We start from the raw sequence: 5604 nt of genomic DNA on the forward strand, positions 1-5604 counted from the left end.
CGGTCTGGGGTGGCTTGTCAAGGCGGGAAAGATGCCTTGACAAGCCACCCCAGACCGCAGGGGAGCTTCGTATCGGGGTGCGGGGGTGGTGTGGGTGCACTTCGAGTTGGGTGCATCGGTGGCGGTTTCGTTCGTGGTGGGGCTTGCGCCCCAATGTGGCATTGGGTGCATGTGACGCACCCAATGTGGCGTTCGGTGCGTGGGACGCACCCAATGCCGCATTGGGGCGCATCCCGGGGCGGCGGGCGGGGCGGTGTGGTCCGTGAAGGGCTCCTCGAGGGAATCTAGGTCTCTGAAGGAGCCCCTCACGGCCCGCCGACGGTCGTGAGGGGAACCCTGAGGGAGTCATAGTCAATGAGGGTGGCCCTCACGACCTATTGCCGGAAGCAGTGATCGCGCGCGAGCCCGGGGCGGCGAGCGAGAAGCGATTGCGCTGGTCAGCGGGCGGAGAGCGCAGTCTGGCCGCTGCACTGCCGTCAATCTGGCCGCTAGGTTGACTGCAATCTGGCCGCTACTGGGTCTTCAATCTGGCCGCTCCAGCTGCTTCAACCTGGCCGCCCAGCAGCGGCGGAGTGGTCAGCCGGGGAGCAGCTCCGCTAGGCGGTGTCGGGGGACGTCCACCAGGCGTAGGTCCGCCAAATCCTCTGGGACGTTCAGTGCCGCATTAGCCAGCCTCGCGTGGGCGCGGGTCAGCAGTTCGGACGGGTGGTCGACCAGGTCTGCGGCGACGATCGCGTGGCGGTTGTCGGGGGTGCTGCGGAGCAGGCGTAGGCGGTACTTGTCCGCGACCAGTGCGGTCAGGGCTGCTTGCGCGGCGGCGTCCGCCAGGTCGGGGTGGTTGTTCGGCAGCAGCAGCGCCAGGCGTCGGGCGTTCGTGCCCAGCAGGGTGCGTAGGAGCCAGGGGCCCGGGTCGGCGGTGAGGTCCATCGCGACGGCGTCGCCTTCCGGGCCGGACGTCGCCCAGCCGACGGGGCGCGTTTCCAGGGCCAGGCCGCCTTCGGAGGCGATTTCTCGGGCGGCCGCCAGGAGGCCCGGTTTGGTGCCGGCTGATTCGACTGATTGCGGGCCGTGCGTGTAGATGGCGGAGCTTCCCTTGCGGGCGAACGATTTCTTCGCCTTCGCGGTCGGCTGGCAGACGTACAAGTCAGCCGCGCTGCCGATTGCTTGGGCGCCGGTGTAGCGGTTGAAGTCCGGGAGGATCGCCTCGTAGGTCAGGCCCAGGGTGGCGAGGGAGCGCTGCACTTGCGCGCCTAGCGCGGGGTGGCGTGGGCTGTAGCCGTAGGCCAGGAGGATTCGGCCTTCGGTGGGTTCGCGCAAGGCTTGCACTGCGCGGGCGGCGAAGAGGCCCATGCCTTCCGGCGTGTAGGGCGGGTCGCTGAAGACCAGGTCTGCTTTGCCGGTCAGGGCCGGGGGCAGGCCGACGCGCAGGTCGGCGTGGGCGGTGAAGATGGTGCGTTCGCCGGTGGTGTCCAGGTAGGACAGGACGCGTTCGTCCAGGTCCACTACGGACAGTTCGGCTTCCGGGCACACCGCGCGCACGGCTAGCGACGTCAGATCGTGGTCGCCGAGGAAGAGCACCTTGCTGCGGCGGAGGTCGTAGCGGGAGTTCAGCCACAATGCGCGACGCAGCACGGTCTCCGGGGTCGCTTGCACGTGGTCCAGAGCCGCGAGCGGGGGTGGGACGGCGGCGATTCGTTCGGCCAGCATGGTGAGCAGGGCCGGTTGGGCGGCGACCTCGGCGTCGAGGGGGTCGGGCAGGGGCGGCAGGGAGTACGACGCGTAGGTGGCGCGTGCGGCCGGGGCGATGCGGATGCCTGCGGGGGAGCGTTCCAGGTCCGGTTCCAGCGCTGCGAGAAGGTCTTCGACGCTTCGGCGCGGGGCGGCGGTGAGCCGCACTAGGTCGGCCAGCTCGTACGAGCCGCTGCGGAGCAGGGTGAGCACTTCGTAGAGCGGGCGGACGGCGGCGCCATGTGCGGCGAGGACGTCGTCTAGGGCGGTCACGGGGTCCGAGGGTAGTCGGCCACGCTGCGGGACAGGCTGCCAAGGCCGCGCGAGTGGGCTACCGTCGGACTCTGCACCAGGACGTGGGGAGAAGTCTGTGACCATCGAATTCCGAGACGTCGTCAAGCGCTATCCGGACGGCACGGTCGCGGTCGACGGCCTCTCGCTCACCGTGGAAGACGGCACGATCACGGTGTTCGTCGGTCCGTCCGGGTGCGGCAAGACGACCTCGCTGCGGATGATCAACCGGATGGTCGAGCCCACCTCCGGCGCGGTGCTGCTGGACGGCAAGGACGTCAGCGAAGGCGACCCGGCGGTGCTGCGCCGCGGCATCGGCTACGTGATCCAGCACGCCGGGCTCTTTCCACACCGGACAGTGCTCGACAACATCGCGACCGTGCCGCTGCTGTCCGGATGGGACAAACGCAAGGCGCGCGCCCGGGCGGCCGAGTTGCTCGAGACGGTCGGCCTGCCGACGGAACTCGGGAAGCGGTATCCGGCGCAGCTGTCCGGCGGGCAGCAGCAGCGCGTCGGCGTGGCTCGTGCGCTCGCCGCCGATTCGCCGGTCTTGCTGATGGACGAGCCGTTCTCCGCGGTCGACCCGGTGGTCCGCGAAGGGCTGCAGGACGAGCTGCTGCGGCTGCAATCCCAGCTGGGCAAGACAATCGTGTTCGTCACGCACGACATCGACGAGGCGGTGCGGCTCGGGGACAAGGTCGCGGTGATGCGCGTCGGCGGGAAGCTCGCGCAGTACGGCACGCCGGCCGAGGTGCTGCGGCATCCGGTGGACGACTTCGTCGCGTCGTTCGTCGGCCGGGACCGCGGGTATCGCGGGCTTTCGTTCCTGCCGGCGAGCGGCGTCGAGGTTTCGCCGGCTCGGACGATCGAGCTCGGCAGCAAGATCGACGGCCCGTCGGAGGGCTGGCTGCTCGCGGTGAACGACGAGAAACAGCCGCGCGGCTGGCTTCCGCCAGGCTCCACAGTGGACGGCTCGTTGGCGGAAACCGACCTCGTGGCAGGCGGATCGCTGTACGTGCAGGGCACGCCGATCCGCGGGGCGCTCGACGCGGCGCTGTCGTCGCCGGCCAGTCTCGGCGTCGTGGTGGACGACGAGAACCGCGTGCTCGGGACGGTGGTCGCGCACCAGGTCTTGGATGTAATCGAGGCCTCCCCGCAGGCGTCCTGATGGGCGACTTCTTCGGCGAACTCGGCCGGTACCTGTCGAGCTCCAACAACCGCGGCGAAATCCTCGCCAATCTGCTCGAGAACATCTATCTCGCGCTGGTGCCGCTGGTCGCGGGCATCGTGCTGGCGATCCTGCTCGGCTGGCTGGGGCATCGCTGGCGGCCCGCGCGCAGTGTGCTGCTGGTGGTGGGGAATCTGCTGTACACGATTCCGTCGCTGGCGCTTTTTGTGGTGATTCCCGGCATTATCGGGACGAAGATTCTCGACAGCGTCAACGTGATCGTCGCGTTGACTATCTACACCACCGCGCTGCTGGTGCGTCCGGTGCTCGACGCGCTGGAAGCCGTGCCGCCGCACATCGTCGCGGCTGCCACGGCGATCGGATATCGCGGGCCGCGCCGGTTCTTCAGCGTCGAACTGCCGCTCGCGGTGCCGGTGCTCGCGGCGGGGGTTCGGGTGGCGTCGGTGAGCAATATCAGCCTGGTGAGCGTCGGTGCGCTGATCGGGACCGGGGCGCTCGGCGTGCTGTTCACCGACGGGTTCCAGCGGGAGTACTTCTCGCCGATCGTGGTCGGGATCGTGCTGACGATGCTGCTCGCGTTGATCGTCGACCTGCTGCTGGTGTTGCTGCGCAATCTGTTGACGCCCTGGGAGAGAGCGGGTCGCGCGCCGGCCGCGGAGGTGGCGGGATGATCGGCGACGTCTTCACCTGGTTCACCACCGCCGCGAACTGGCAGGGCACGGGCGGCATTCTCGCCCGGCTCGCCCAGCACGTCGGCTACATCGCGCTGGCACTGGTCATCGCACTGGTGATCGCGATCCCGATCGGACTGTTCGTCGGCCACACCGGCCGCGGCGGCGTCGTGCTGGTCGGGGTGGGCAACGCGATCCGCGCGCTGCCGACGCTCGGGCTCGTGACGTTCCTGTTCCTGCTCTTCACCGAAAGCACCACCGCGACCATCATCGGCCTGGTAGTGCTGGCGATCCCGCCGGTGCTGGCTGGGACCTACGCCGGTCTGCAGGCGGCCGAGCACGATGTCGTCGACGCCGCGCAAGGCATCGGGATGACCGGCTGGCAACGACTGTGGCAGGTCGAGGTGCCGATCGCGCTTCCGTTGGTACTGGGCGGAATCCGCAACGCGGTCCTGCAGTTGATCGCGACAGCCGCGGTAGCCGCGTATGTCGGTCTCGGCGGCCTCGGCCGGTTCCTGCTCGACGGACTGGCCATTTTGGACTACACCGAGGTCGTCGCGGGCGCGATTCTCACCGCGTTGCTGGCGATCGTGGTCGACCTGCTGCTCGCCGCCGCACAGCGGGCGTTGGTGCCCAAGGGAGTCCGGCTGGCCGCGCAAGCAGCGTCCGGCCGGACGGCGGCCGCGGGAGGAGCAGCGTGAAACGGTGGGGGATCCTGGTGGCCGGGCTGGCGCTGCTGGCGTCGGCATGCGGAAACCCGCTGTCCGGCGGCGGTGAGGGCGGCAGTACCGGCGACATCATCATCGGCGCGTCGGATGTCGGGGAAAGCTCTTTGCTGGCCCAGATTTATGCCGGGGCTTTGCGGAATGTCGGCGCGCACAACGTGACGGTGCGACCGCCGGTCGGCAGCCGCGAGGTCGTGGTGAAAGCGTTGCAGGACAAGTCTTTGTCCGTGGTGCCGGATTACTCCGGGAACCTGCTGCGGTATTTCGACAAGAACACTCCGGCGACGACGTCGGAAGATGTTTACGCACAGCTGAAGCAGAAAATCCCGGGCGGATTCGAGGTTCTCGACCAGTCGCCCGCGCAGGACAAGGATTTGCTCGTGGTGGGCAAGGAACTCGCGGCCACCGGGGTGAAGACCTTTTCTGATCTGGGACCGCGCTGCAAGGACCTGGTGATGGGCGGGCCGGGGCAGTGGAGCAGCCGGTGGAAGGACCGGATCAAGCAGCTGTACGGGTGCGAGTTCAAGGAAATCCGCACGACGGACACCGGCGGCCCGGTGACGGTGGCGGCGTTGAAGTCGGGCGAGGTGCAGGTGGCGGACCTGTTCAGCACGTCGGCGACTATCGCGTCCAACGGGTTCGTGCCGCTGGAGGACGACAAGCACATGTTCCCGGCGCAGAACATCGTGCCGCTGGTGTCGCGGGGGACGTTGAATGCCGCTGAAACGGCAGCGCTGAACCGGGTTTCGGCGGCGTTGACTACGGAGCAGCTGACCGAGCTGAACGTGCAGTACACGGATGAGAAGCGGAACGCTAAGGATATCGCTGAGGAGTTCTTGCGGCGGAACGGGTTGGCGGCCTCGTGAGTGGTGTTGCCGGTTCTAACCCAATGCCACGTAGCTTAAGTTGATCTTGTTTGTGGTGTTGGGTGTCCGGCGTGGCGGTGTGGCTTGTGCTGGCCGGGGCTGGTGTGATCGCTGGTTATGAGTTCTGGTGCGAC

The 5604-nt window shown here is 68.2% G+C and carries 5 protein-coding genes; 4 read left to right on the forward strand and 1 reads right to left on the reverse strand.

What is annotated here, in order from left to right:
- Nucleotides 1-576: 576 nt before the first annotated feature.
- Nucleotides 577-2001 carry a bis-aminopropyl spermidine synthase family protein gene (locus PUT80_RS45895; protein ID WP_275295888.1) on the reverse strand — a complete coding sequence of 475 codons (1425 nt, stop codon included), beginning with the start codon at nucleotides 1999-2001 and terminating at the stop codon, nucleotides 577-579.
- 97 nt (nucleotides 2002-2098) lie between these two features.
- Between PUT80_RS45895 and PUT80_RS45900 the strand changes: the two genes are divergently transcribed.
- Genes PUT80_RS45900 through PUT80_RS45915 form a run of 4 tightly spaced genes read left to right on the forward strand, consistent with a single transcriptional unit; the run spans nucleotide 2099 to nucleotide 5470 of the window.
- On the forward strand, nucleotides 2099-3187 hold the full coding sequence (locus tag PUT80_RS45900) for an ATP-binding cassette domain-containing protein (RefSeq protein WP_275295889.1): 1089 nt from the start codon (nucleotides 2099-2101) through the stop codon (nucleotides 3185-3187).
- Complete coding sequence (locus PUT80_RS45905; protein WP_134728109.1) at nucleotides 3187-3879, forward strand: ABC transporter permease subunit; 693 nt, start codon at nucleotides 3187-3189, stop codon at nucleotides 3877-3879. Before PUT80_RS45900 ends, PUT80_RS45905 begins: the two co-directional genes overlap by 1 nt.
- Complete coding sequence (locus PUT80_RS45910; RefSeq protein WP_275295890.1) at nucleotides 3876-4580, forward strand: ABC transporter permease subunit; 705 nt, start codon at nucleotides 3876-3878, stop codon at nucleotides 4578-4580. Before PUT80_RS45905 ends, PUT80_RS45910 begins: the two co-directional genes overlap by 4 nt.
- The gene (locus PUT80_RS45915) at nucleotides 4577-5470 is read left to right on the forward strand and encodes an ABC transporter substrate-binding protein (RefSeq protein ID WP_037817221.1); all 894 of its coding nucleotides are present in this window, start codon (nucleotides 4577-4579) and stop codon (nucleotides 5468-5470) included. Before PUT80_RS45910 ends, PUT80_RS45915 begins: the two co-directional genes overlap by 4 nt.
- Nucleotides 5471-5604: the final 134 nt, after the last annotated feature.

Source organism: Amycolatopsis sp. La24, assembly GCF_029087445.1.
GTDB classification, from domain to species: domain Bacteria; phylum Actinomycetota; class Actinomycetes; order Mycobacteriales; family Pseudonocardiaceae; genus Amycolatopsis; species Amycolatopsis nivea.

Excerpts from the sequence above, each read along its gene's own strand:
- PUT80_RS45905 (WP_134728109.1), top strand. The coding sequence starts at position 3,187 with ATGGGCGACTTCTTCGGCGAACTCGGCCGGTACCTGTCGAGCTCCAAC.
- PUT80_RS45910 (WP_275295890.1), top strand. The coding sequence starts at position 3,876 with ATGATCGGCGACGTCTTCACCTGGTTCACCACCGCCGCGAACTGGCAG.